Source organism: Arthrobacter sp. SAFR-023 (assembly GCF_051965295.1).
Lineage (GTDB): Bacteria > Actinomycetota > Actinomycetes > Actinomycetales > Micrococcaceae > Arthrobacter.
This window is the reverse complement of the sequence record NZ_JBQCMF010000020.1, coordinates 13,724-37,289: the sequence shown is the minus strand read 5'-3', so window position 1 is coordinate 37,289 and position 23,566 is coordinate 13,724. Positions and strand designations below refer to the sequence as shown.

At 62.1% G+C, this 23,566-nt stretch carries 17 protein-coding genes and 3 pseudogenes; 6 read left to right on the top strand and 14 right to left on the bottom strand.

What is annotated here, in order from left to right; genetic code table 11:
- Nucleotides 1-15 precede the first annotated feature (15 nt).
- Complete coding sequence (locus ACTHQX_RS18945; protein WP_236806007.1) at nucleotides 16-1,359, top strand: NosD domain-containing protein; 1,344 nt, start codon at nucleotides 16-18, stop codon at nucleotides 1,357-1,359.
- 508 nt (nucleotides 1,360-1,867) lie between these two features.
- Here ACTHQX_RS18945 and ACTHQX_RS18940 read toward each other — a convergent pair.
- From ACTHQX_RS18940 to ACTHQX_RS18910, 7 genes and pseudogenes are all read right to left on the bottom strand, one after another.
- On the bottom strand, nucleotides 1,868-2,977 hold the full coding sequence (locus ACTHQX_RS18940) for a LacI family DNA-binding transcriptional regulator (RefSeq protein ID WP_440158758.1): 1,110 nt from the start codon (nucleotides 2,975-2,977) through the stop codon (nucleotides 1,868-1,870).
- A 361-nt stretch (nucleotides 2,978-3,338) separates the two neighbouring features.
- The gene (locus tag ACTHQX_RS18935; protein ID WP_440158739.1) at nucleotides 3,339-4,688 is read right to left on the bottom strand and encodes a hypothetical protein; all 1,350 of its coding nucleotides are present in this window, start codon (nucleotides 4,686-4,688) and stop codon (nucleotides 3,339-3,341) included.
- Nucleotides 4,689-4,804: 116 nt separating this feature from the next.
- Complete coding sequence (locus tag ACTHQX_RS18930; RefSeq protein WP_440158740.1) at nucleotides 4,805-5,854, bottom strand: ABC transporter permease subunit; 1,050 nt, start codon at nucleotides 5,852-5,854, stop codon at nucleotides 4,805-4,807.
- The gene (locus ACTHQX_RS18925; RefSeq protein WP_440158741.1) at nucleotides 5,847-7,379 is read right to left on the bottom strand and encodes a sugar ABC transporter ATP-binding protein; all 1,533 of its coding nucleotides are present in this window, start codon (nucleotides 7,377-7,379) and stop codon (nucleotides 5,847-5,849) included. Before ACTHQX_RS18925 ends, ACTHQX_RS18930 begins: the two co-directional genes overlap by 8 nt.
- Nucleotides 7,380-7,451: 72 nt before the next feature.
- Nucleotides 7,452-8,414 carry an ABC transporter substrate-binding protein gene (locus tag ACTHQX_RS18920; RefSeq protein WP_236806011.1) on the bottom strand — a complete coding sequence of 321 codons (963 nt, stop codon included), beginning with the start codon at nucleotides 8,412-8,414 and terminating at the stop codon, nucleotides 7,452-7,454.
- Nucleotides 8,415-8,760: 346 nt separating this feature from the next.
- Nucleotides 8,761-9,816 carry a LacI family DNA-binding transcriptional regulator gene (locus ACTHQX_RS18915; RefSeq protein WP_440158742.1) on the bottom strand — a complete coding sequence of 352 codons (1,056 nt, stop codon included), beginning with the start codon at nucleotides 9,814-9,816 and terminating at the stop codon, nucleotides 8,761-8,763.
- A 480-nt stretch (nucleotides 9,817-10,296) separates the two neighbouring features.
- A pseudogene (locus ACTHQX_RS18910) lies at nucleotides 10,297-10,889 on the bottom strand (recombinase family protein).
- An 883-nt stretch (nucleotides 10,890-11,772) separates the two neighbouring features.
- On the opposite strand from ACTHQX_RS18910, the pseudogene ACTHQX_RS18905 reads away from it, so the two are divergent.
- Nucleotides 11,773-12,012: pseudogene (locus ACTHQX_RS18905) on the top strand (aldehyde dehydrogenase family protein); the annotation flags it as partial.
- Nucleotides 12,013-12,121: 109 nt separating this feature from the next.
- Here the strand turns inward: ACTHQX_RS18905 and ACTHQX_RS18900 are convergent.
- The 4 genes from ACTHQX_RS18900 to lhgO form a co-directional block, all read right to left on the bottom strand.
- Nucleotides 12,122-13,129: a cytochrome d ubiquinol oxidase subunit II gene (locus tag ACTHQX_RS18900; protein ID WP_440158743.1), complete on the bottom strand. Its 1,008-nt coding sequence runs from the start codon at nucleotides 13,127-13,129 to the stop codon at nucleotides 12,122-12,124.
- Nucleotides 13,130-13,139: 10 nt separating this feature from the next.
- A complete protein-coding gene (locus ACTHQX_RS18895; RefSeq protein WP_236806014.1) occupies nucleotides 13,140-14,504 on the bottom strand; it encodes a cytochrome ubiquinol oxidase subunit I in 1,365 nt (454 codons plus the stop codon).
- 535 nt (nucleotides 14,505-15,039) lie between these two features.
- Nucleotides 15,040-16,347 (bottom strand): MFS transporter, encoded by a 1,308-nt coding sequence (locus tag ACTHQX_RS18890; RefSeq protein ID WP_236806015.1) that lies wholly within the window; start codon nucleotides 16,345-16,347, stop codon nucleotides 15,040-15,042.
- 62 nt (nucleotides 16,348-16,409) lie between these two features.
- On the bottom strand, nucleotides 16,410-17,639 hold the full coding sequence (gene lhgO / locus ACTHQX_RS18885; RefSeq protein ID WP_236806016.1) for an L-2-hydroxyglutarate oxidase: 1,230 nt from the start codon (nucleotides 17,637-17,639) through the stop codon (nucleotides 16,410-16,412).
- A 44-nt stretch (nucleotides 17,640-17,683) separates the two neighbouring features.
- Between lhgO and ACTHQX_RS18880 the strand changes: the two genes are divergently transcribed.
- On the top strand, nucleotides 17,684-18,397 hold the full coding sequence (locus tag ACTHQX_RS18880) for a GntR family transcriptional regulator (protein ID WP_236806017.1): 714 nt from the start codon (nucleotides 17,684-17,686) through the stop codon (nucleotides 18,395-18,397).
- Nucleotides 18,398-19,147: 750 nt separating this feature from the next.
- Here the strand turns inward: ACTHQX_RS18880 and ACTHQX_RS18875 are convergent.
- Nucleotides 19,148-19,213: pseudogene (locus ACTHQX_RS18875) on the bottom strand (hypothetical protein); the annotation flags it as partial.
- 530 nt (nucleotides 19,214-19,743) lie between these two features.
- Between ACTHQX_RS18875 and ACTHQX_RS18870 the strand changes: the two are divergent.
- Nucleotides 19,744-20,007: a hypothetical protein gene (locus ACTHQX_RS18870; protein ID WP_236806018.1), complete on the top strand. Its 264-nt coding sequence runs from the start codon at nucleotides 19,744-19,746 to the stop codon at nucleotides 20,005-20,007.
- Nucleotides 20,008-20,357: 350 nt separating this feature from the next.
- Here the strand turns inward: ACTHQX_RS18870 and ACTHQX_RS18865 are convergent, their stop codons facing one another.
- On the bottom strand, nucleotides 20,358-20,495 hold the full coding sequence (locus ACTHQX_RS18865; protein WP_236806019.1) for a hypothetical protein: 138 nt from the start codon (nucleotides 20,493-20,495) through the stop codon (nucleotides 20,358-20,360).
- Nucleotides 20,496-20,889: 394 nt separating this feature from the next.
- Between ACTHQX_RS18865 and ACTHQX_RS18860 the strand changes: the two genes are divergently transcribed.
- Together ACTHQX_RS18860 and ACTHQX_RS18855 are read left to right on the top strand one after the other, a co-directional pair.
- Complete coding sequence (locus tag ACTHQX_RS18860; protein ID WP_440158744.1) at nucleotides 20,890-21,321, top strand: hypothetical protein; 432 nt, start codon at nucleotides 20,890-20,892, stop codon at nucleotides 21,319-21,321.
- 55 nt (nucleotides 21,322-21,376) lie between these two features.
- Nucleotides 21,377-21,610, top strand: coding sequence for a hypothetical protein (locus tag ACTHQX_RS18855; RefSeq protein WP_236806021.1), 234 nt, complete (start codon nucleotides 21,377-21,379; stop codon nucleotides 21,608-21,610).
- A gap of 96 nt (nucleotides 21,611-21,706) precedes the next feature.
- On the opposite strand, the gene ilvD is transcribed toward ACTHQX_RS18855, so the two are convergent.
- Nucleotides 21,707-23,566, bottom strand: a complete 1,860-nt coding sequence (gene ilvD, locus ACTHQX_RS18850; protein WP_440158745.1) for a dihydroxy-acid dehydratase — start codon at nucleotides 23,564-23,566, stop codon at nucleotides 21,707-21,709.

Genomic DNA, 23,566 nt, shown 5'->3' with positions numbered 1-23,566 from the left:
ATCAAGGAAGAAACAATGACGAACAACAACTGCTACGACGTAACCACGTGGCCGGTCGGCAATCCGGCCAAGGACGTCGGTGAAGTCATCAACAGCATCATCACCGACATCAAGAACCGGCAGTCCGCTACCGACGTGGACAACGGCGGCAGGCCCGGCGCCGTAATCTACATTCCGCCGGGGGACTACCACCTCCGCACCCAGGTGCTGATCGACGTCAGCTTCCTTCGGATCGAAGGCTCGGGACACGGCTTTACGTCATCGAGCATCCGGTTCAACGTTCCCGAAGACGAATGGCCGGACCTGCACGAGCTGTGGCCCGGCGGAAGCCGCATCATCGTCGACCTTCCCTCTGCAGAGGAAGGCGGCGACAAATCCGACGGGGCCGCCTTTTACGTTAAGCGCAGCGGCAGCCCCCGCATCAGCTCAGTGGAGTTCTCCAACTTCTGCATCGACGGGCTGCACTTCACTGCCGACGGCTCCGACATGCACCCGGAGAACACTTACGTCAACGGCAAAACCGGCATCTACGTGGCCAGCGCCAACGACTCGTTCCGCGTCACCGACATGGGGTTTGTCTACCTGGAGAACGCCCTCACCATCCACAACGCGGACGCGCTGTCCATCCACCACAACTTCCTCGCCGAATGCGGCAGCTGCATTGAACTGCGGGGTTGGGGGCAGGCATCAAAAGTCACCGATAACTTGGTAGGAGCAGGACCTAAAGGCCACTCCATCTACGCCGAAAATCACGGAGGTCTCCTGGTCACCGCGAACAACGTCTTTCCCCGCGGCGCGAGCAGCGTACGGTTCAACGGCGTCACGCGTTCCAGCGTCACAAACAACCGCCTGCACTCGTTCTACCCCGGGATGGTGATGCTGGAGGAGAACAGTTCGGAAAACCTCGTAGCCACGAACCACTTCCTGCGTGACCATGAGCCGTGGACGCCTTTCCTGGGAGTCGACAACGGACTGGACGACCTCACCGGGCTTCTCAGCATCAGCGGCAGCAGCAATTCTGTCATCGGCAACCACTTCTCCGAGGTCATCGACTCCCAGACCGTCCGGCCGGAGGGCGCCAAGCCCGCCATCATCCGGCTGAAGGCAGGGACCGGGAACTTCGTCTCCAACAACCACATAGTGGCGATGGACGTTGATTCCAAGTCAAGCGACTCCTGCTTCGAGGCCCAGGTGGACGCCTTGCTGGCAACCGACACTGCCAGCGGACTCGCCGTGACGGCCGTAATAGTGGATCCCGAATCAGCCCGGAACACCATCCTTGATTCCGGAACTGACGACCAAGTTATCGCCGACAGGGCTGTCAACGCATTCAGGGCCACCCCCATGATCGGCTCTTAATCTGTCGGAATCTGATCCAACACACCAATTCAGGCTGGTGAGGCTCCAACGAATTACCGTGCAAGTCCAAAGCGCTGTCGACGGCACGGCCTCACCCTAGTGATGACCCTCCCTTTGACCCGTCCATCAGTTGTCAGCGCACCGTTCGCGACTACGCACTGCAGGTCCCGCAAATTCCGGTGGGACCTGCAGTTGTTAATTAGGCAGGCTGCACACGCCTAAGCGTGAGCTGAAGTCAGCAAGAAGGCATTCCCCCCAACCCACGTTGAGGGCCGGCCTGCAGCGGACGCTAGTGGTTTCATTGTGCGGCTGTGCCGCGGAACACCACCTTAGAAGATGTGCCCGCCTTGGCGCCGCCGCCAGCCCGGGTCACTTTCACGGCCATGGAGTCACCCAACTGCCGGGGCGCAAATTGTCACAGGCCGTGGGGCGGTCTTCGTGTTGAAGCGGAAGCCCCAGGGCTCGACTGGCAATTGGCGGTACTAGGCAAACCGCTTGGCTGGACAACTCATGGGCATCCCCGCTGCTGACTGCTAACGGAGGTTCTGTCGCCCTCCGCATTTGCACCATTCCGCCTATGGCTGCCGGGCTGGTCGGAGGCGAGGGCTTTACGAACGTTTGGCCTGGAGGGCGGCGGAACTTCCCCTGACCCTCGGAGGATCAGTTCACAGGGGATGGTGTATGTTCGCGGCTCCTGCGAGTCTCCGCTGATACGTGCCAGAATCCGTTCTGCGGCTGACCGGCCGATGTGCTCGGGGTACTGGGCGACCACAGTTATACCTGGGTTCATCATGTCCGAGAGGGTGAAGTCGCCGAATCCGACCAAGGCCACAGTCCGGTTCAGCCCCAGCTCCTGTAACGCTCGCATTACTCCAAAGGTCACCAGGATTTGTGCAGAGAAGATGGCCGTCGGCGGTTCAGCGCCCGTGAATAGTTCTCTCGCCGCCGTCCGCGCCGATTCCTCGGTGCGCAGTCCTTCCAAGAATTGCACGGTGTCGGTCGAAATACCTGCGCGGTCCAACTCATTAATGAAACCGCGGCGCCGCTCCCGGGCGGTCTGAATGTCTGTGCGGCCTCCTAGGTAGGCGAGTTTGGTGTGGCCCTGGGAAATCAGGTGCACGGTGGCTTTGGCCGCGCCAGCGGCATTGTCACTGACCACTGCATCAGCACCGATGCCTACCGGTTCTCTGTCGATGAAGACCATCGGAAGGTCCTTGGAATGTTCCGGCAGGTACCCCTGGCTGTTGGCGACCGGAGTCAGAACCAGTCCATCGACGCGCCTCCGGAGAAATGCTTTGACCAGCTCCTCTTCACGTGTGGCGTTATCGTCCAAGCTTGCGGAGAGGACCGCTATGTCGTGGCTCGCCAGGACATCACTGAGGGCCCGATGGATTTGACCGTGAAATGGGTTGGCGACGCTGGGAAGCAGTAGCCCGACAGACCGTGTTTGTCGGCCGGCCCGGCGTAGGCTTTGTGCCGTCAGGTCCAGCTGGTAGTTCAGCAGTTTTGCCGCCTCTAACACTCTCTGGCGGGTGCCTTCGGAAACACCGGGCTCGTCATTGACGACGCGGGAAACCGTTTTGATGCCTACTCCGGCTAAAGCAGCCACATCACGCATCCTCGGCCTCGCTACTCGCACCACATCCGAAGACGCGCTGAAGCCGTTCTCTACGATGTCATTTGTCTCGGCCATAGTTCTGCCCTCTGGTTCACCTCAATTCATATGCTTGTCGGGGCGCAGAATGCGTCCTTGTCTTGCTCCCGAGTCCATGGGCGAATGGGCCTCTGGCCAGACCAGGAGACGGCCAGAGGTCCGATTGAATAGTCGTGGTTGCCTAGCCGAACAGGTTCGGGAGTTCCTGGAGCAGGTCCGTCAACCCGGGCGTCCGGGGCCGGGAATCACAGCACGAGGCTCCAGAGCGATGGGCGGCGGCATCTGTGGCCGGGGCGCTGAGTTCCGGCGGCCCATCGGCCAGCTTTTAGGCCTGGTGAACTGTGGGTGTGGTCTCCAGTTGGTCTGCCACGTGCTGCCAGCCGTCGCTGAACATGCCGTATGCGGTTTTGATCTGGACGCCGACGGGAAGTTCGGGGCATTCGTTTTCGCCGTTGGTTCCCCAGTTGACCCAGCCGGATTGGCGGCGCTGGACGATCTGGAAGGCGCCGGAGGGTTCGGAGGTCCACCAGACCATGGTTCTGTCGAGTTCTGAATGGAATTCGGCGGTTTTGGAGGCCGGCCCGGGGAAGATGGTTTCGTGCGGCACTGCCGAGACGTCGACGGGGGCATCGGTTATCGTCCAGTGCCGCTCGGGCAGGTCAGCGAGCACGTGCGAGGTTGCCCTGACCCGGGCGAGGCGTGTGCGGATTTCCTCTTCGTCCAAAGCGCCTTCCCAGCTGCAGAAAAGGCGCCAGTACAGATCCCAGTGCGCTGCTTCGATGTTTCCGGTGAGTTGGCGGCGGAATTCCTGGAACTTTGCAGTGCTGGACGTTGAGTTCGCGATGGTTTCTTCGACCATTTGTGCGAGTTCAGCGGCGTAGGGGTCCCCGTCGCGGTACCGTGTGCCGCCATATGCTTCGAAGCGGTCGAAGACCACGTCGCCCTGGCCGGCCTCAAATTCGTCGCCGACGGTGATCTTGTTGGTTATTGAGCGGCCGTTGATGACTGTCTGGAAGTCATCTACCCGGTAGCTGCGGGTGAAATAGGGGGTGCCGTGGGTGAATTGCCAGTCGATGGAAAATGTCTTGCCTTTGAGCTCCTCGAGCAGGCCGTCGGGGATGGTCCCGTTCATCCGGTAGTGGTGCAGGACAGGGCCATGTTCAAGGGTTTCGATCTCGACGATGGTGTGTTCGGGCGGGTTGATAAGGCCGTTTTCGGGGGTGAAGAAGGGACCGTAGAAACCGCCGATGGCGTTGTTGCCCGAGGGGAGCAGGTCGATGCCTTCTTTGAGTGTTGCGAAGTGGCGCAGTCCCCATTTTGAGGAGCCGGTGCCCTGAGCGGTGCCCACGCACATTTCGAGGTCGAAGTACCCTGTGTCCAGGCGGACGAAGGCGTCAGTTTCGAGGGGTTCGCGTTCGCTAATCCCGTCAACGCGCCGGGCGATCGGTGCGCCGAGAGTGAGCTCCAGGTTTCCCTCGAAGGTCACGACGGTGATGAAGGTGGTTTTACCTGGTTCGGGTTGGGCGTTCAGGCGTTGGCAGATAAGCGTCTCTTCGGCGCTGGTGGTTGCGGTCCAGAGGTTTTCCGTGAATTCTCCCTCGACGGTGAAGGTTACGGGTTCGTTGATCCGGCGGCCGGGAAGGCTGTCCGTGATGGCGATGGTGGGCAATGCCACGGGTTTGTCCTCTCAAGTAAATGGGCGTGGGGCTGCAATTCGGCCACTTCTGGGTAGTGGCCGGGTTGCGTTGCGCGGCAGGCAGCACGTGGCTGCCGGTTATGTCGGACGGGCTCTTATGCCGGTGCCTGGGCCGCGATGGCCCTCGACCATGGCAGGCGAAGTGTGCGTTGTTTCAGGCTGTCGATGGCCACTGCGAGGATGATGACGAGTCCCTTGATCAGCAGTTGGGTGAAGAACTGGACATTCATCAGGATCAGTCCGGTGCTGAGGACACCGAGAATGATGGAGCCGATCAGGGTGCCGTAGATCCGTCCGCGTCCGCCGACAAGACTCGTGCCGCCCAGGACAACTGCGGCGATCGCGTCGAGTTCGTAGCCGGTGCCGGCTGTTGGCTGGGCGGAGACGACTCGGGCGGAGAAGATGACACCGGCGAGCCCTGCGCAGATGCCGGCGATGATGTAAACGGAAGTGATGACGCGCTTGACGTTGATGCCTGCCAACCGTGCGGCTTCGGCGTTGCCTCCCACTGCGTAGACGTGCCGGCCATAGCGGGTGCGCTCAAGGATGAACCACGCCGCTACGTAGACGATGATCATGATCACCACGGGCACCGGGATGCCCGCCAAGTACCCGTTGCCGATGTCTCGGAAACTGAGCGTGTTGGAGACAATGGGTTGCCCGTCGGTCATGGTGTAGGCCAGGCCGCGAAGGAAGGTCATGGTGCCAAGGGTGACGATGAAGGCGGCCAGTGCCAGGTAGGCGCTGAGCATACCGTTGATCCAACCCGCGACAGCGCCGGTAGCAACTCCCACCAGGATCGCGACGGGCGCGGGGAGTCCCGCAATGCCTGTCATGACCGATGCGACACCGGAGACGGCCAGAATGGAACCGACCGAAAGGTCGATTCCGGCAGCGAGAATGACGAATGTCATTCCGGCCGCCAGGATCGCGTTAATCGAGATCGACCGCGCAATGTTGAGGAGGTTGTTGACGCTCGCGAAATTCGGGGCGATGACGACCATTAGCGCAACGAGCGCGATCAGGACCATGAGTATGCCGACGCGGTCCCACCAATAGGCAAAGTCAAAGCTGCGGGCGGTGGCAGGTGCGTCCTCTGGCCGGACGTCGGCGCCCTGCGGGTTGTTCAGAGCCTGGTTAGTCATGGAATTCTCCGTTTGTTTGTGCTGCTGTTCCGGTCGCGTGGGACATGACGTCCTCTTCGCTGGCGGTGCGTGAGTTGAGTTCCTGGACGATCCGTCCGGAGCGCATCACGAGGAGCCGGTCGCTGATACCGATCGCTTCGGGCAGGTCCGAGGAGATGACCAGGATGGCCTTACCGGCCTTGGCGAGGTCATTGATGACCTCATAGATTTCGCTTTTCGCGCCGATGTCCACGCCCCTCGTGGGTTCATCCAGGATCAACACGTCGGATTCGCGCATCAGCCACCGGGCCAGCACGGCCTTTTGCTGGTTGCCGCCCGAAAGCGCGCTGACCGGCAGGCGCAGGGCGTTCTGCCGCAGGTGCAGGCGTTCCATCTGCTTTTTCACGGCGCTCCGGATCCTGGCCCGCTGGAGCACGCCGGCGGTCACGTGGCCGCCCAGGGAACTGACAGCGATGTTGTCCTCGACAGTGTGGGAGACGAACAAAGCCTGGTCTTTGCGGTCCTCGGGGACCATGGCGATTCCGTGTGCGATCGCCTGGGCCGGGCTGGAGGCCAGTGCCGCTTTGCCTCGAACGGTGACGGTGCCGGCACGGGGCCGGTCGGCGCCAAAGATCATCCGGGCCGTTTCCGTGCGGCCGGCCCCGATCAGCCCGGACAGGGCGACGACCTCGCCCGACCGTACTTGGAAGCTGACCGGCCCGATGCCGGCTCCGTCGGTGAGTTCCTTGACCTCGAGCAGGACCTCTCCTGGGCTGTGCCGGTCGTGATGGTAGAGGTCCTCGAGGTTGCGGCCCACCATCATCCGTACGACGTCCGGAGGGCTGATCTCGGTCTTTCCCCGGGTCCCTACGTATGTTCCGTCACGGAAGACGGTCACACGGTCCGCAAGCTCCCAGACCTCTTCCATGCGGTGGGAGATGTATACGAGACCGACGCCTGCGTCGCGCAGTTCGTTGATGATCTGGAAGAGGTGGAGGGTTTCGCTGCGTGAGAGGGCCGCTGTTGGTTCATCCAGGACCAGGATCCTGGCGTTCTCGCTGACGGCCCGGGCAATCTCAACCATCTGTTGCATGCCGACACTGAGCTGGCCCAGTTCCGTGCGCGGATCGATCCGTGCCCCGACCCGGGCGAGTTTCTCACGGGCCTGGGTGATCATGGCGCGGCGGTCCAAGGCCCCGAACTTGGTCGAAGGCTCTCGTCCGAGGGCCAGGTTCTCGGCCACTGTCATCGCCGGCACCGTGTTCAGCTCCTGATGGATGATGGCGATGCCGTGGGCGACGGCCTCATGCGGGGAGCGGATGTCGATTTGGGTGCCGTCCATCAGGATCCGTCCGGAATCGCGGGTCACGTTTCCCGCCAGGATCTTCATCAGCGTGGATTTTCCGGCTCCGTTCTCGCCCATCAAAGCATGTACTTCACCGGCACGCAGTTCGAAGTGGACGTTATTGAGGGCGAGCGTGGCGCCGAAGCGCTTTGTGATGCCTTCCAGCTGCAGCAGCGGCTGGCGGAAAGTTGTTGTAGTCATGGCGGCCTATTCTCAGTCCGGTTGTGTGGGGCCGCTGCGGGAGCCGAGCGGCCCCACACGGCAGCGGGAGCCTTACCAGCCCTTGTACTGGCTGACGTTCTCGCGGGTCACGAGCTCGCTGGGGATCAGCACCGTGCTCTCCGCCGGGGGCTTGTTGTCGATGATGTTCTGCGCGATTTCGACGGCCTTGCGGACCATTTCGGCAGGATTCTGGGTTGCGGTGCCAATGAACGGCGAGCCGGGCTGCTTCAGTTCCGCCACCGCTTCTGGGCTGCCGTCCACACCGGTGACTTTCACGGTCCCCGCCTTGTGTGCCTGCTGGACCGCCAGAACCGCACCGAGGGCGGACGGGTCGTTCATGCCGAAGATCCCCTGAACGTCAGGGGTAGCCGTGAGCATATCCGTGGTCACGGCGAGGCCGGAAGCCCGGTCGTTCTTGGACGCCTGCTGCCCGACGACCTTGATGTTAGGGAACTTCTTCACGACGTTCTTGCAGCCGGTGATGCGGTCACGGATCGTCTGAAGCGGGGTTCCGTCCACCAGGAGGACACTGCCCTTTCCTCCCATCTGCTCAAACAGGTACTGGCAAGATTTTTCACCGGCCTGGACGGCGTTGGTCATCACCACGGCGTCCGCGCTCTTGGCCGGGGTGTCCACGGCGATGACAATGATGCCTGCCTGCTTGGCCCGCTCAATCGCGGGCTGGATGCCGTTTTCGTCCACGGCGCTGATGACAATCAGGTTCACGCCCTGCTGGATGAACGTGTCGATCTGGGTGTTCTGATTCGCCAGGTCAAGCTGGGCGTCCTGGGTGTTGGTGGTGGCTCCGATCTTCGCGGCGGCCTCCTTCGCTCCCTTGTCCATAGCGGAAAAGAACGGGTTGGACATGTCCTGGACCATGAGGCCGATCTTTTCGATCTTTGTCGGCTTGTTGGTGCTTGCCTGGCTGTCACCGGAACTGCATGACGTCAGGCTGAGCGCGGCGAGTGTTGCGGCGGCAGTGAAGACTGCAGACTTCTTGACGAGCTGATTCATTTTCGGATCTCCTTTGAACCGGAACCGGCGAGGCCGTGGAGCCCGCCAGGTCCGTGAAAAACGTGGTCGATGGAATTGGTAGTGGGTGTTGCAGCGGCCCGCTTCGATGCGGCGGCCGGGCTGTCGGGTCAGTTCCCTGGGCGTGCAGGACCCCTGAGGGTCGTCTCGGCCGGAACCAGACCTTGCCGGTACCCTGTCGGAGTACCAAGGCAAGGGGCTTATGTGGGGGCGGGCACGTCCCCGTTGGCTTATGAGACCCAGCACGTGGAAACATGACAGGCCTTCTGTCGGCCGGCGGGCCACGTGCCGGTTGGGTCAGTTGCTCTTGGTCATGAGGAGCCGTAGCTCAGCATCCGCATGACTGACGCACGATTAAGTCCGCGTTCACCTCCCGGCGGTCCTCGGGACGGTAGTCAGGCACGGGTGACTCGCCCCGCCGTTCGGCCTCCAGCTGCGTGTCCAAGATTCGGGTCAGCGTCTGTGCGGCCATAACGCCGATCGATTCGCTGTCCTCATCCACCACTGTCAGCGGGGGATCCAGCAAGGGCGCCCAGGCAAACTCGTCAAACGCTATTAGAGCCACCTGGGTGGGGACAGTAACTCCGCGTTGTCGAAGCACGGTGAGGACGCCGTGGAGCAGCGGGTTGTTTCCAGCGATGACCGCCCTCGGCAGAGCCTGGCCGGGTGTATCCAGATAGGCGGACAGCGTCCGGCACGCCGAGTCGGCGTCGTTCTCCGTCTCCAGCACCTGCAGCACAGCCCCATGCTTGTCCGCCGCCTCGCGGAGCCCCCGCTCCCGCTCGGCACGTGTGGACCAGCGGCCCGGATAGGCCAGGAAGAGCCAATCCGTATACCCGTGCTGGGCCAAATGGGCCCCCGCCTTCATGCTCGCCGCAAAGTTGTCTGTGAGGATGCTCGGGACTTGTGCTGCTTCCTTCGGCGGTGCCGAGTCCACGAAAACCACGGGGATGTCCCAGCTTTCCAGGAGCCTTACGTTCTCCAGGCTCAGCGTCAGGGTAGTGATAATTCCGGCCGTCCGTGACTGGATCAGATCCTGAACAATGGCATCTTCCACCTCGGGCGTGTACACACCTTCTGCCGCGATGTCGGCCACAACCGCATTTCGGCTGGATCCGCGCAGAACACGCTGAATGCCCTTCATCAAGTCCAGATAGTAGTAGTTCGACGTGCTCGCGGTGATGACCGCGATCGAACTGCGCGATTTCTTGCGGAGCTCCTGCGCAGCACGATTCGGGACGTAACCCAGCTCCCGGGCAGCCTTCAGCACCACCTTCCGGCTCGCATCGGAGACATCCGCGCCGTTACTCAGGGCGCGCGAAACCGTATAGGAAGAAAGGCCTGTGGCTTCGCTCAAGTCCCGCAGCGTGGGCTTCTTCGCCATTTCGCGACTGCTTTCTAATCGTTTAGGGAAAGGTTTCGCGAGGTTCCCATCGCGTTACCTAAAGGATTAGGTAAACCAGAGATGTGATAACCCGCACACGTCAAGAGCCAATCGCAGCAAACGTTTGGGCCTATAAAGACGGGCCGCCAAGGCGCTCCACGTCGAATCCCCGGTTACGCGCTGCCTCTGGGCAGGGGAGAGGCCCCCGACGTCGTTGGAGCCCGGCGGGCAGCGAGTGAAATAATGGTGCGCGCTGTCAGCTGGCTGCCGGGGTCGAGGCCAGGTAGGAGTCAGCCCTCCGATGCAGCTTTTGACTCCACCTTCCTGGACATCCCACCGTGAACCGGGATGTCCGCTGAGCGGTTCGACTTCTGGAGTCTGGGAGAAAACGCCGGGAAATGAAGGCAGGAACAGCTCCTTTTGCAGGCACAGAACCGGCCATTTAGACGGCCAATAGTTGTGTTCCGTCAGGCTGGCGGTTCAGCTTTCGGCCGGCAGGCTAGTGGTTCCGGCCAGACGGGCCTGACGCAGGTACTGGTACACGTTTCCCTGCTGATGCCGTAATCGATGGCGAGAGCTGATTTAGGAGTCCCACTGGCCGCCCGCTGAACCAGCTCTGCCGCACGCTCCGCAGTAAGCGTCTTTTTCCGCCCTTTATAGGCGCCGCGCTGCTTGGCCAACGCGATACCTTCCCGTTGCCGCTCCTTGATCAGAGCCCGTTCGGATTCGGCGAAGGCGCCCATGACCGAAAGCATGAGGTTGGCCATGGGGGAGTCCTCCCCGGTGAAAACCAGGCTCTCCTTGACGAACTCCACCCGCACCCCTTTGCGCGTTAGGCGTTGGACCAGGGCGCGAAGGTCATCCAGGTTCCTGGCCAGCCGATCCATGCTGTGCACCACGACGGTGTCCCCGTCGCGGGCGAAGCCCAGCAGCTCGGCCAGTTGTGGCCTGGCCGTGTCCCTGCCGGACGCCTTGTCCGTGAATACCCGGTCCAGGCTCAAGCCGTCGAGCTGACGTTTCTCGTTCTGGTCCAGTGTGCTCACCCGTACGTACCCGATTCGTTGAGCAGCCACCGTTGCCTCCAAAAACCTCGTACATGTGGGATTGAGTTCTAGGACCTTCCCAGACGAAGGCCAAGAGGTGCGGGTTTTGCATCAGGTTGGGGTGGGCTTCAAGTCGGCAGGCCAAAAATGCTTTGGGGTGGCATTGCTTTTCTTCGCGTGACCGCGGCGGCGCGGCCATCTCAAGGGAAGGCTAATCTGCCGGGTGATGCCGTCGAGGGCTTGTAGCTGGCTTGCATGGACGTGACTCTGGTCGCACAACTTCAAACTGATTCGTGCACAAATTGTTTGGCTAAGAACTGTTTGGTACATTGTTTCAGTTCCGCCCGGAGTGGCGCCCCCAATCCACCCCGGGCGGAGCGTACGTGCGGCGGGCGACGGCTTACATCGCCACCATCAATTCCGCGTTCCCCCAAGTGACAAGTCGCGAACGACAGTTCTTGTGGAGTGGCTGACACCTCCGGTCTAACCGATCGGTGGGAGGAAGGGCATGCCGTTGGCAGAACGAGAAGAATTCCCTTGGCTTCCTGCGAGTTCTCAGGGTAAGACTGAAGCCGCCCTCGATGCCGGTGAAACCTTTCATGGGTGCGATGCGTGGATTGCAGGACCGGACACTGTTCCAGCCGGAAGTCGCATCCGCCTCCAAAGCTACGGGCGACCCGCGCTTGACGGCGTCCTGGACGAATGGATGCCCGACGGGTCCGCTTTTTGGATCTGGTTGGATGCTGGAGCGGGGCGGCGTCTTATCCATGAGGGCGACGGCGTCCAGGTGGTTACGGGGTCCCTGCCTCACATTTAGGGTCCTTGATAGCCGCGATCCAGCTAGCTGATGCTACCCATCGCGCCCCAAGGTCTCGCGGTCAGCGGTCGGGCCTCACTGCGCGTGATGCAGTAGGCCGGCCTCCCAGCCGGGGTGGCTCAACGTGATTCCGTCCTCCAGCGCAGGGGACCACCGCGGGGCCGCTGATCAAGGACTCCCGGCTGCGGAAGATCCTTCACCGGTTCCACCGAGGTTGGCCGGCGCTTGCTGTCCGACGCCTCCGAGACGGTCCTGCGGACCTCCATGGAACTGGGTGGCAACGCCACATTCGTGGTCTTCGAGGACGCCGACGTCGATGCCGCCGTTTCGCCGGCGCCATGCTCCATGTGCTTCAAGTGAGGCCTGATGGATCCTCATGCAAGCGTGATATAAGAAGGATGGGTGAGCTGTATATCGTTCCGAAGCGGCCAGATTGCATGCGCTGCTAGTGGTGCTTGGCGAATTGGTCGCGTTGGAAGATTGCGTAGAGCCACCACAGTGAGGGAATCACCAAAATCCCCGCGATCACGACTGCGATTGAGTTGGCTACCAGGACGTTTTCGGTGGCTGCGGCCTCGGCCAGCGCCAGTCTTGGAAGGACGTAGGGATACTGTCCGATGCCCCAGCTCCACAGGAGTGCTGTAACGGCAAGGGCAGCGGAGACTCGGACGGTGAGGAATCGGCGCCGCCACATCAGGGCCAGCGAGGCCGCCCCAGCTGCAATTGACAATGCGGCCAGGGGCGCGGCGGGCATGGACAGAAGCTGGCGGAATAGCGCGGGTGCGTCCATGGCGAGCACCAGCAGTTCGGCGGTGGCCACCACGCCTGTTGCCACCCCGGAGGCCAGCGCCTTGCGTCGGAATGCTTCGGCAAGGTCCGGGTCGCCTTCCCTGCGCGCATCATGGGTCAGGTACACGGCGGCAAGGTAGGCCGTTGTGGTCACGGCGAGCAGTCCGCTGGTCAGTGACGTTGGATTGATCCAGCTGGTGATCGGATTACCGGCCGCTATCCCCGGTGGGACACGCCCTGAGGCCAGTGAGCCGCCCACGGTGCCGAGGAAGAAGGGTGTGAGTACGGAGGACAGGGCAAAGGCCCCTCCGAATAGCCGTTGCTGCCACAGCTGCTGGCTCACCTTTCTGAACGCGAAGGCGGAGCCTCTCGCGATGATGCCCACCGCAACAAGGGTCAGTGGGATGTAGAGGGTCGAGGAAACCGCTGCGAATACCGGGGGGACCACAGTCCAGGTAAGAATGATGACGAAGATCAGCCAGACGTGGTTGGCTTCCCAGATGGGTCCGATCGAGTGCTCAATCAGGTTCCGCTGCGATCTTCCCTTCTCGGCCCGGCCGGCGATCAGGTCCCAGAATCCTCCGCCGAAGTCAGCGCCTCCGAACAGGGCATACGCCGTGAGGCAGATCCACATTGCTGCCATCAGCAGCTCGGCAAGCGGCACCGCAGACCTCCTAAATGATTTTGTACCCGGTTACGTCCGACTCCTGGGGGGCCAGGGGGACGGGCTTGTCTTTGGCCAGCCGCCGCAGCACATAGACGGTGGCAACGGTGAGGAAGAGGTAGACGACCGACACGAGAATGAACCCGTAGAACAGGCCTGGTGCGGGGTTGACGGCGTCCGACGTTCTTAGGACTCCGAAGACGATCCAGGGCTGCCGGCCGACTTCAGTGACCACCCAGCCTGCTTCCAGACAGACCACCGCGATCAGTCCCGAGACCGAGGCGGCCCGCAGGAACCATTTGGTTCGCGGCAACTCCCTTCGGCGTTTCCAGGCGACCGCCATCCAGAGCGACAGCGCCAGCAGGGCAAAGCCTCCTCCGACCATCGCCTGGAAGGCGAGATGCACGACGTTTACCGGGGGCCGTGCGTCTTCCGGGACTTCATTCAATCCCATGACCTCCGCGTTGGGGTCGAAGTGCGCCAGGAGGGACAGGCCGCCGGGAATTTCGATGGCGTACTGCATGTCCCCATCAATGGCGACGCCGCCGATGTGCAGCGGGGCTGAGCGTTGGGTTTCGAAGATTCCCTCCATGGCGGCGAGTTTCACTGGCTGGTAGTCCGCGACGAAGTGGGCTGCCCAGTCGCCTACCCCAATCTGGATGGGCGTGATGGCGGCAGCGATGGTGAAGGGCAGCACGAAACCGAGCCGGTGGTATCTGTCGCGCCGCCCGCGCAGCATGGCGAAAGCGTAGACCGAGGCCATTCCAAAACCGGCCACCATGAATGCGGCGAGGATCATGTGGACGGTCTGAGGCGGGGTGGCAGGGCTGAACATAGCCGCCACCGGGTCCACCGAGATGATTCGGCCGTTCTCCTCATCGAATCCCGTCGGCTGCTGCATCCAGGCGTTCGCGGTGACCACAAAGAAGGCGCTGGCAACCCCGGCCAAAATCACGGGAATGCCTGTCAGCATGTGAACCCGCGCAGGCAGCCGGTCCCAGGCATAGAGGTAGATGCCAAGGAAGATGGCTTCGATGAAGAAGGCAATGCCCTCCAACGTGAAAGGCAGGCCGATCACCTCGCCATACACTCCCATCAGGCCCGGCCACAGCAAGCCCATCTCGAACGAGAGAATGGTCCCCGACACAGCCCCGACAGCGAACAAGACGCCCATCACCCGCGCCCAGCGCCGGGCCAGCAACCGGTAATTCAGGTCGCCCGTCTTATGGCCGCGCCACTCCGCCAACAATGTGATGGCCGGCATGCCGACGCCGAAACACGCCACAATAATGTGCCAGCCCAGCGAAAGGGCCATCTGCAGACGGGCAGCCATAAGATCGACCGGCTGGACCTGGAAAACAGCATCGACGAGCACGAGCCACTCCTTACCGCCACGCAGAGGTCAGGAAAAAACGATAACGCCAGTAGCCCCGTACCCCCTACAGAACGGAATCATGCAGGACAATGGCGCCTTCTCAGTTCTCCGCGCGCCGAAGGCTCGGACGAGCCCGGCTCAGAGGAAGCACTGACCGCTCCTTCAAGCCACGATCTGAGAGATCACCAGAAGGTTGTGGCGGAGGTCCGGTTTCCTCATGGCACTGCTGACGGCAACGCCGCAGCATATTACCCCCATTGTGATTCCCCCGGTGCAGGATGTCGCCGCTGCTCGGCGTACCGTCCTGCTTCCATTGTCAATGGCGCCTTTCATGAAGCTTGGCCGTCTGGTGCCACGAACATTGCATGGTCTGTATGGATGTCAGCAGGGACCCGCTACCGCTTAGCGTCTTCGGGCAGCCCGGCGACGACCCGCCCAGGCCGTTCATGTTGTATGCGGGGAAGGATAAGCACGGTGAAGGCGCCTCGTTCCGGCGGGCGGAACGACCCAATCCGCCCGCCGGAAAATGTGCGTTCTAGTTCCGGCTGGCGCTGAATCTGCGGCCTTGATCGAAGAGTGATCCGACGAGTACAAGGAGCCCGGCGATCACGAGGACTATTCCGACTCCGGCCGTGGAATGCGTGGGAGAGGCTACCACCATCGACAGTGCACCCAAGGGGGCAAGACCGCCCGCGACCGCGGTGCCGATCTCGCGACTGGTGCCAACTCCTGTGCTGCGGGACTCAGTGGGGAACTGGCGGCTTAGGAACGCCCCTTGGGCAGAAAACATCATGGGCGCAAGGACTCCCGTGCCGATTCCGATGGCAACGTATGCTGCCCAGGCTTGCCCGGTTTGCAGAAGGGTGAGGAAGGGGAACGCGAAGGCAGCGGCTAGAACGCCGCCGCTGAGGATGATCGTCCTGCTGCTGAAACGGTCGCACAGGTGGCCGAAGATGGGCACTGTGATGATTGCTATGATGCCGGCTACGAGGATCGCGGAGGAATTCACGCTCGAGTTGATCTTTTGAAATTCGCCGAGGTAGGCAACGGAGAAAGTCTTGAAAATGTAGCTGAGTGCGTTGTATCCGATCGCGACAATGAAGACCACGAGCAACCCTCGCCATTGGTGGCGGAAGACGGATCGCAGCTTTGCCCTGGGCTTTTCGGCAGCAGCTTTTTCGTACTCTGGGGACTCCGGCATTGCCTTTCGAACCCACAGTCCGATCATGACCAGAACCAGGCTGGCGACGAAGGGAATACGCCACCCGCCGTTGATGAGGAACTGGTCGCCGTTGAGGCTTAGGACGAAGATTGTCAGGGAGGACAGGACGAGGCCGAGGTTGAGGCCCAAGGCCGGCCAGGCGCCCTGGGAACCGCGTTTCCCGTCTCGAGCGTGTTCGTAGGATACGACTGCTGCTCCCGCATATTCGGCCCCTGCGCCCATTCCCTGGAAGATCCGTAGGATTACGAGCATCGCCGGAGCCCAGTATCCGATCTGCTCGTAAGTGGGCAGGAAACCAATGAACGCTGTGGTGATTCCCATGAGGCAGAAGGTGATGACCAGCGTTTTCTTGCGGCCGAGACGGTCCCCCATCTGTCCGAAGACGATACCTCCGATTGGTCGTGCAATGAAGCCGATGGCGAAGGTGGCGAACGCCTGCAGGGTGGCGGTCTGGCTGTCCCCGGCGGGGAAGAATACTTTGCCGAAGACAAGAGAGGCCATGGTTGCGTAGAGGTAGAAGTCGTACCATTCGACGGTAGTTCCGACGATAGTGGCAGTCGCAACCCGTCGGAGGCGGGTTTTCTCCTCGAGGGGGGTTTCGTTTAGTAGTTGTGTGTTCACAGGGCTTTCCTGTTTCTCTGATGCGAGGCGCAGCCGCTTCGCGGGGTTAACGGGATGGGTGCTTAGAGTTGCTTCGGCGCTGAAGGGAGTGAGTTCGCGGTAATGGCGGCTTCGACAATGTGTTCGGCGATGGCCAAGGAAGAGGTGGCTCCGGGGGAGGGCGCATTGCGGATGTGCGTGACCCTGCCAAGTTGCTGAATGACGAAGTCGTCCACCAGTGACCCGTCACTTCTGAGGGCCTGGGCTCGAATGCCCCTGGTGGCGCGCGAGGCGTCCGCGTCCTTCAAGGAGGGCACGTATTGCTGGGCCTGCTGGAGGAAAATTTTCTTCGAGATGACGGATCGGATTTCCCTGGCTGCTGTGGGAAGGTTTTGCGACGCGAATTTCCAGAATCCCGGGTAGGCGAGGACTTCGGCGGTGTCCCGCGGGTGGAGGCCCAACCCGTGGTAGATCTCGCGTGAGAGCGACAGGAAGGCGTTGGGACCGACCATCATCTCTCCGTCAATGCGCTTGGTTAAGTGCACTCCCAAGAAGGGATACTTCGGGTCCGGGACAGGATAGATGAGGCCCTTTACATGGTCTCGATAGTCTGGTTCCAGTACGAAGTACTGGCCGAAGAATGGTACGACTCGCGGGTCATTCTCGCCGCCGGACTTCTTGGAGAGCCTGTCTGACTGCAGCCCAGCGCAAACGACAACGAGGTCGAAGATTTGGGTTGCGCTGTCTGTCCTGACGATCACGCCTGAAGGCCCATCGGTGATCTGCTTGACTTCGGTGTTGAGGGAGAGGGTGCCGCCGGCGGCGAGCACGTCATCGATGAGGGCGCCGGTGACTTTCGCGTAGTCTACGATGGCCGTTCCTGGGGAATGCAGCGCCGCGCGTCCGGTGGCGTTCGGTTCAACTTCTTTAATTTCCGCGGCATCCAGCATTTTCACCCCTGGAACCCCGTTGGCGAGGGCGCGCTCGTAAATTTTCTGCAGCCGATCTTCTTCCACTTGATTCAGAGCGACGACTATTTTTCCGCACTCGTCATACGGAAGGCCCCGCTCGATGCAGAAGTCCTTGAGGAGTGATACACCTCGACGGCACAGTCGCGCCTTCAAGCCCCCCGGCTCGTAGTAGAGGCCGGCGTGGACCACCCCTGAGTTATGCCCGGTCTGGTGGGCGGCGACATGAGGCTCTTTTTCGAAGATGGTCACCGACGAGCCAGGGAAACGCAGGGTGAGCTCACGCGCCACCGCCGCTCCGATGATCCCGGCACCCACGACGGCGAAGGACTGTTCTTTTTGCATTTGTTCCTACCTCAACAATCAAAATGAGATGACATACTCGTCATGTGGAAAACGTTCGCCGCGCCGGCAACTTGGCCGAGCAAGCAACCCAGCTGCTTCGTCAGGCGATCCTGGCTGGAGACCTGCAGCCGGGAGAGCTGTACACCGCCGGTCAACTGGGGGAACAGATTGGCGGTATCTCCAGAACTCCAGTGCGTGAAGCTTTGCTCGAACTGTCCCGATTGGGACTGGTTGAGATCGAGAAAAACCGCGGCGTCCGAGTCATCACCGCCAGCGTTGAAAGCCTTCTTCAAGGTTTCGAAGTTCGCCTGATGCTCGAAGTTCCGCTAGCCCGGCGGGCGACGGCGCTGCAAGATGAAACGACAACGACGGCTGTGAAGACTGTTTTTGAGCACTTTAGGCATGTCGCCGAAAGCGGCGATTCTGAGGCCACCTTGCGAGCTGACCGGGATTTTCACCGGAGCTTGTTGCAGGGCAGCGGCAACACGAAGGCTGTCATCCTGCTTCAGGACCAGCGCAACCTTGTGCTGATGAGCGGCGTTGGAACAGTTCCTACTTCGCGCAGTGCTATGGAATGTTTCGAGGATCATCTCGACATCTTTGACGCATTCATGACCGGAGACGTTCAGGGCGTCGGTCAGGCATTGAACAGGCACATAGTGAACACAGCCCAGATGCTGATTGCACAAGAGACACGGTCGCGGCCTGAATTCGGCACGGTAGACGCCGCTAAGCGGCTTGCCTGGTTGATGCACTAGCCTTCTCCCTGCTATTGGGCAAACACTACGTTGTGTCGTGATGCAATCAAGAGTTTTACATGTGTTGCATGCAACATGCAACACATGGACGTTTCGCTTTTAGGACCTACCTGTTCCATCCCAAACATGAGGACGTTTTGCAATCGGTAGCCGCGCGCTGCTTTCGCAGGTTCCTCAGGCTGGTGGCTGCGGCTCCGCCCACCGCGCCAGTGCCCACAGGGGCACCGACTGTGGCAGGGTTGATCCACTGATGTCTCAGTACTCTTGCGCCGCGTCAGTACTCCGACGCTAGGGTGGACGACGTACAACACCTCCTCGGTAACCCTGGCACCTGCCCTTGCGCCCCTGCTCGCGTGGTGCACCGCTGGCGTCATCGCTCTGGCATGGGTGTGGCGGATCTGCTGGCGGCAGGACCCCGCAGGGACTGAACGGGTTGCCGTGAGGAGTCCGTCTCCCATGTGACCGACAACGCGATCATCACCGCCTGTATCGCGAGCATCGCCGCCGTGGTCGTTGCATTGGTGCAGTCCAGCAGCCAGGGCGGAGACCCCGGCAGGAGGTGCGGAGGTCCCAAAAACGGGGGTGAGGAAGGCGTGCTCGACGGACCGTTCCCGGGGCCATCTCTCCGGTTGGCGTTCGGGGAAGTCCCAGTGCGCACCCGTCTCGATGCCGGGTTGCTCGCGGGGGTAGGAGGGGCGGTCCGACACGATCACCTACCTTTACTTTGCTTACCGCCGGCCCGGTCTCGACGACTTCGCCGAGGTTCTCATGCCCAAAGGAGCGTCCGGGTTCAAAGCTGGTGCGGCCCTCATACATGTGCAAATCCGAGCCACAAATATTAGCCGAGGTGATCCGCACCAGCACGTCGGCAGGGTGCTCGATTTTGGCGTCCGGTACGTCCTCAACGCTGATGTCGTTCAGTCCTTTGTAAACTACTGCCTTCACTTTTCCGCTCTCTTCCTGTGTCCACCCTGCGGGCCGCGGAAGTATGTCGTCCAGGGCGCACGTCACCCGGGTACGCGTACATGAGCCGCAAGGGAGTGGGATACGTATAGGACCTCTGAGTCCACCCCAAAGGGGCGGGAGGCCCGAGGATTTAAGGCGGCTGGCCTCCCCGGAAACCGGGCAGACCAGCCCCCTTTGCGAAATAGGTACCTAAGGAGCCTCAATACTTAGCACCCTTAGTAAGGATGTCGAGGGGTAGTCGACGGTGCGTGCCAATGGCCAGGCCGAGTACGCCCGCATTCGCTGGGCTTCGAATGCGCTGACCCCTCTTCCCGACAACCGAAGGACGGATGTCCGCGCCTTCCACGCCGGATTCACCTTCCTGTGCTTTGATCAGGTTCATGGATGAAAGCTTCGACGACTACATCGACGACGCCGAGAACATGGCTGCCCGCCACGCAGCACAGTGGCAGAACCTGTGCGAGGGAGAGCAGGTCCAGGTGCGCGAGGGTGGAAGGCTGCCAGAACAAGGGATAGTCGACGCACTGATGCCCGACGGCGGCATTGTCTGGATCCGGCTCAACGGCCAGGCCGAGCGCAGGATGTACCTGGCCGGTGACCCGGTCGAACTCTTGACCACCGCCGGCACACCACCGGCGTTTTAGCAGCACCCGACGTCCCTGCAACTCCTCGCCATGGCTTGCATGGCGCCTGCAGCCCTCTTCCGAACCGCGGCCTTCGGCCAGAACCGGGCCAAGTCCGCATGGCGCAGGCTGAGCGCGCTGCAGACCCGTATGGTCTTCGACCGGAAGGCTCGGCCCGTTAAATTGTCCTCGTCGCTCGGCCCGTCATTCACATCTTGCGGCCAGGCTTCGACATGGCGCCTCGTGGGTGACCACACGGGGCCGCCGCCCTGAGTTATGTCGGGCCGGCGTCATCGGCGCCGTGGCGGCGCTGACCCCCGTGGACCACCGCGATACCTGGTCCGGCCAGTCCATCTTGTTCAGGGTCAGTCTCAGTCGTTCGGGTCGTCTGCAAGGGCTTCGCGGGTGGACCGGTCACATTTCTGGGCCACCTGTTCGCGGCGGATGCGCTTCGGGGCGCCGACGAGATCGGAGGGTACAGGAGGGTCCTTCTCATCGTCTGATGCCATGAGGCTTATCCTAGGGCGATGTCCGGCGCCCGTGCACTCGACGCCCTGAAGGCGCATGCCGCGACCGTCAACGCCGCCGGTAACTGAATCGTCCCGCCCCAGAATTCACTGCCGCTGCAACTTCATCACGGACGCTCCTGGCACAGCAAGACACCCCTTACCCAGCCTCCCGCCACCGGGTCGGCCCCCAGCACCAAGAGTGAAACACCCTCGCCGGCAAAAACGCCCTACCTCCACCCGTTCCCGGCTATGACCCGTGCTGGAATCGGCCGTCCCAAAGGGATATGGAAGGACGCCGAGGAACTAAAGATTTGGCTTGGGCAATCAAACCGGGGGAAGACTCTCGGATTTTGAAGCAGGAAAGATACCCTGACGATATGCGCATCACCGGAATGTGGCGTGGGATGAAGGCCTCGAAGGGTTCAAGGACCGCGAGGCTGCTGACTATGTGACCAGGGCCGCTTCTACGGCCACGGTCTGCGCATCCTGCGGCGTCTCCCTGACCGCTGAATGTCTACTGTCGCTGGTGGTGGACCTCGTTCACCACATCGCTCCGGACGGGACCGAGTACCGCACCTACATCAGCCACCGTCAGTGCCGCGAACCAGCCCTAACGGTAACCAGCAGCCCGGATCCGGTTCAGCTTCGAAGCCTCGGGGCCCAGTTCATTGTTCTGCGCCGGACCGAGGCCGGAAAGACGCTCGTCCCCGTACTGGCCTACACGATTGACCCGGTCGTGCTCTTCCGCGAGCCCGGCGGGGAACCCGTGTCCGCCCACATAGTCTCCCTGCTTAGCGCCGGGTTCCGGCTCTCCCCTCACCGATGATCTCCAGGGCGTTGTGGACGAAGCCCGGCCCGTGCCCGAAGGCGCCGAATGCCTGATGAGACGGGACGGCACCGTCTCCTTGGAGATACAGGGCGACAGCTTCCATCTGCGGCAGCTCGACGTCCACGACCCGTCCCACGCGGCATGGCTCCAGGCCGCAGGAAAGTGTGACGTGCTGGTCATCAGCGGCGACAACCTGGAGATTACAGAAACAAGCTCAGACGTAACGGCAGCCGCGAAAATCGGCACCCTCGCCGCCGGGTGGGTGCCGACCCGTGCCCCCAACTAAGTACTGGCCGTATCCGCTGTCAGCACAAGCATGCTCGATGATCCGCTGTCTCTCGCGAACGTTCTGAATCAGCTGGATCTTTTAGGTGGGCGGCCGTTAGTTCTCGAGGAAGGAAATGTCGCGGACGGCGCCCTTGTCAGCGGACAGGGCCATGGCGGCGTACGCCCGCAACGCGGCGGACACTTGGCGGTCCCGGTCCTTGGGCTTGTAGCCGCCGTTGATCAGCAGTTTCTCGCGGCGTTCGGCGAGGAGCTCGTCGGAGACCTCCAGTTGCATGGAGCGCTGGCTGATGTTGATGCTGATGATGTCGCCGTCTTCCACCAGGGCGATGGTGCCGCCGGAGGCCGCCTCCGGTGAGATGTGCCCGATCGAGAGGCCGGAGGTGCCGCCGGAGAAGCGGCCGTCGGTGATGAGGGCGCACTTCTTGCCCAGCCCGCGGCCCTTGAGGAACGACGTTGGGTAGAGCATTTCCTGCATGCCCGGACCGCCCTTGGGGCCTTCGTAGCGGATGACCACCACGTCGCCTTCCTTGATGGTCTTGTTCAGGATCTTCTCCACGGCCTCGTCCTGGGATTCGCACACAACGGCCGGGCCCGAGAAGGTCCAGATGGATTCGTCCACGCCGGCGGTCTTCACCACAGCGCCGTCGACGGCGACGTTGCCACGCAGTACGGCCAGGCCGCCTTCCTTTGAGTAGGCGTGCTCGACGGAGCGGATGCAACCATCCTCGGCGTCGGTGTCCAGGGAGGTCCACTCGTTCGACTGGGAGAACGCGGTGGAGGAACGGACTCCGCCGGGAGCTGCGTGCCACAGGGCCTTCGCTTCCTCGGTGGCCTTGCCGCCGCGAACATCCCAGTCATCCAGCCAGCCGTCCAGGTCACCGGAGTGCACGGAGTGGACGTCCTTGTGCAGGAGGCCGCCGCGGTTCAGTTCGCCCAGCAGGGCGGGGATGCCGCCAGCACGGTGCACGTCCTCCATGTAATACGTCTTGTCCTCGGCGACGTTCGGGGCCACTTTGGCCAGGCACGGCACCTGGCGGGACTTGGCATCCATCTCGGCCAGTCCGTAGTCCACGCCCGCCTCCTGGGCAGCGGCCAGCAGGTGGAGGATGGTGTTCGTGGAACCGCCCATGGAGATGTCCAGGGCCATGGCGTTGTCGAAGGCCTTGGCGGTGGCGATGGATCGCGGCAGCACGGAGTCGTCGTCGCCGTCGTAATAGCGCTTCACCAGCTCGACGACGGTGGAACCGGCCTTCTCGTACAGCGCCTTGCGCGCGGTGTGGGTGGCCAGCACGGAGCCGTTGCCGGGCAGGGACAGGCCGATGGCCTCGGTGAGGCAGTTCATGGAGTTGGCGGTGAACATACCGGAGCAGGAACCGCAGGTGGGGCAGGCGTTCTCTTCGATGAGGTTGATGTCGGCATCGGAGATGGACTCGTCCACGGCATCGGCAATCGCGTTCACCAGGTCCAGGGAGCGCACTGAACCGTCGGTCAGGGTCACTCGTCCGGCCTCCATCGGGCCGCCGGAGACGAACACGGCGGGGATGTTAAGGCGCAGCGCGGCCATGAGCATGCCGGGGGTGATCTTGTCGCAGTTGGAGATGCACACCAGGGCGTCGGCGCAGTGGGCGTTGACCATGTACTCCACTGAATCGGCGATCAGGTCGCGGGACGGCAGCGAGTAGAGCATGCCGGAGTGGCCCATGGCGATGCCGTCGTCGACGGCGATGGTGTTGAACTCCCGCGGTACGGCGCCGGCGGCGAGGATCGCGTCGGAGACGATCCGGCCCACAGGGGCGAGGTGCGTGTGGCCGGGCACGAATTCGGTGAAGGAGTTGGCCACGGCGATGATCGGCTTGCCGATGTCCGTGTTGGCGACGCCGGAGGCGCGCAGCAGTGCGCGGGCGCCGGCCATGTTGCGGCCGTGGGTGACAGTGCGTGAACGAAGAGGAGGCAT